General features: G+C 44.9%; 2 protein-coding genes. Both read left to right on the top strand.

Annotated features, from left to right (window positions below):
* The coding region (locus tag GPK60_RS09740) for an FtsK/SpoIIIE domain-containing protein (protein ID WP_215659717.1) at positions 1-1,236 on the top strand (1,236 nt) is incomplete at its 5' end.
* Between the two features lie 158 nt (positions 1,237-1,394).
* On the top strand, positions 1,395-1,774 hold a 380-nt coding region (locus GPK60_RS09735; protein WP_215659706.1), incomplete at its 3' end, for a helix-turn-helix domain-containing protein.

Here is a 1,774-nt window from a genome sequence, read left to right as displayed (position 1 = left end):
CTCCATGCCGGAATTACTTGGACTGCCTACAATTCCATTACGGTTCTGATAGCGACTGGTGTTTGTGCATTGGTCGCTTTTCTCTACTACCGTTACGGATATGACCGTATCAAGCGGTTGTTACACAGACAAAAGCTGGCTCGTATGGTGCTGGAAAATAAATGGTATGAAGTAGAAAACACCAAAGACAGCGGTTTTTTCACTGACCTGCAAAGCAGATCCAGAGAAAAAATCGTGTGGTTTCCGAAAATCTACTACCAGATGGACAACGGCTTGCTCCATATCCTGTGTGAAATCACAATGGGAAAATATCAAGAACAGATCCTGTCCTTAGAGGATAAACTGGAATCGGGGCTGTACTGTGAGCTGACCGACAAGACATTACATGACGGATATATCGAATACACCCTGCTCTATGATATGATAGCGAACCGTATTTCGATTGATGAAGTGGTTGCCGAAAACGGCGGTCTGCGGTTAATGAAAAATCTGGTGTGGGAATATGATTCACTTCCCCATGCCCTTATCTGTGGTGGTACTGGCGGTGGAAAGACCTATTTTCTGCTGACCATCATTGAAGCCCTGCTTAAAACCAATGCGGATTTATACATTCTTGACCCGAAGAACGCTGACCTTGCAGACTTGGGAACAGTCATGGGAAATGTCTACCACACGAAAGACGATATGATTGACTGCGTCAATGCCTTTTATGAGGGCATGGTCACACGCTCGGAAGAAATGAAACTGCACCCGAACTATCGCACAGGAGAAAACTATGCCTATCTGGGGCTTGCTCCACAATTCCTTATCTTTGATGAATATGTGGCGTTTTTGGAAATGCTGACGACAAAGGAAAGCACTGCCCTGTTAAGCCAGCTAAAGAAAATCGTTATGCTCGGCAGACAGGCTGGATACTTTCTGATTGTGGCTTGCCAGCGTCCAGACGCAAAATATTTCGGAGATGGTATCAGAGATAATTTCAATTTCCGTGTGGGACTTGGTCGGCTGAGTGAACTTGGCTATGGTATGCTCTTTGGAAGTGATGTGAAAAAGCAGTTTTTCCAGAAGCAAATCAAAGGGCGTGGATACTGTGATGTAGGAACAAGTGTCATATCGGAATTTTATACTCCCCTTGTACCCAAAAGCTATGATTTCTTGGGTACGATTGGGAAACTTGCACACATAAGGCAGGACGGACAGGTGGCGTGCGGAGCGAAAGCCACAGGTACGGACTAGCCTTGCTGGTGTGGCGGTAGCCACGCCAGCATATATTAAGCCCCTCGGTATCTAACAGAGGGGCACAAATCACAAGGAAACATACACAAAAGTTACCGATTCTTGGCTGAAATCAAGCGTTTGGTAGCTTTTTTTACTGCTGTGACATCGGATAAAAAATGTCACAGTTTTTTCGTAAAGGGGGTATCGCACTGAATGATACAGAGTGGATACAGGATTTTGCAGACAGGCGTTTGCAGTACGGTGTATCCCAGACGAAACTTGCGGTCATGGCTGGAATCAGCCGTGAACATTTAAGCCGTATCGAATCCGGCAAGGTGGCGGTCACAGAAGAAATGAAAGTAAAACTTTTGGAAGCTCTGGAAAAATTCAATCCAGAAGCACCGCTTACCATGCTGTTTGATTATGTGAGGATACGGTTTCCGACACTGGATATTGGACACATCATCAAAGATATTTTACAGCTCAATATTCAGTACATGATACATGAGGACTTCGGGCATTACAGTTATACAGAACACTACTACATCGGAGATAT

It is taken from the genome of Ruminococcus sp. MCC718 (genome assembly GCF_018783905.1).
In the GTDB taxonomy this organism is placed as follows: domain Bacteria; phylum Bacillota; class Clostridia; order Lachnospirales; family Lachnospiraceae; genus Hominisplanchenecus; species Hominisplanchenecus faecis.
This window is presented reverse-complemented; position numbering and strand designations above follow the sequence as displayed.